A 302-nucleotide genomic window follows, 5' to 3' on the forward strand; every position below is an offset into this window, starting at 1 on the left:
CATGGAGCTTGTTCTTTGAAAACTAGATATCGAAACGAAAATTGCGAATTAGAACATTCCTTTTAGCTGAACTTGTGTTAAACAAGTTTCAATAAATAGTGAAAACTGTATTGCGATGGTATCGAAATGGGAGCGACTTTTGGCTTTGCGTAAGCAAAACAAGGGAAGTGAGCAGTCGAAATCGGAGCAACTGGTTAAGCTACTAAGAGCACACGGAGGATGCCTAGGCGCTAGGAGCCGATGAAGGACGTGGCGAACAACGAAACTGCCTCGGGGAGCTGTAAGCAAGCTTTGATCCGGGG

General features: G+C 45.0%; 1 rRNA gene. It reads left to right on the forward strand.

The window, feature by feature from the left end:
- Window positions 1-192 precede the first annotated feature (192 nt).
- Window positions 193-302: ribosomal RNA gene (locus tag HP552_RS01045) — 23S ribosomal RNA — on the forward strand; the annotation flags it as partial.

The organism is Paenibacillus xylanilyticus (assembly GCF_013359935.1).
GTDB lineage: Bacteria > Bacillota > Bacilli > Paenibacillales > Paenibacillaceae > Paenibacillus > Paenibacillus xylanilyticus.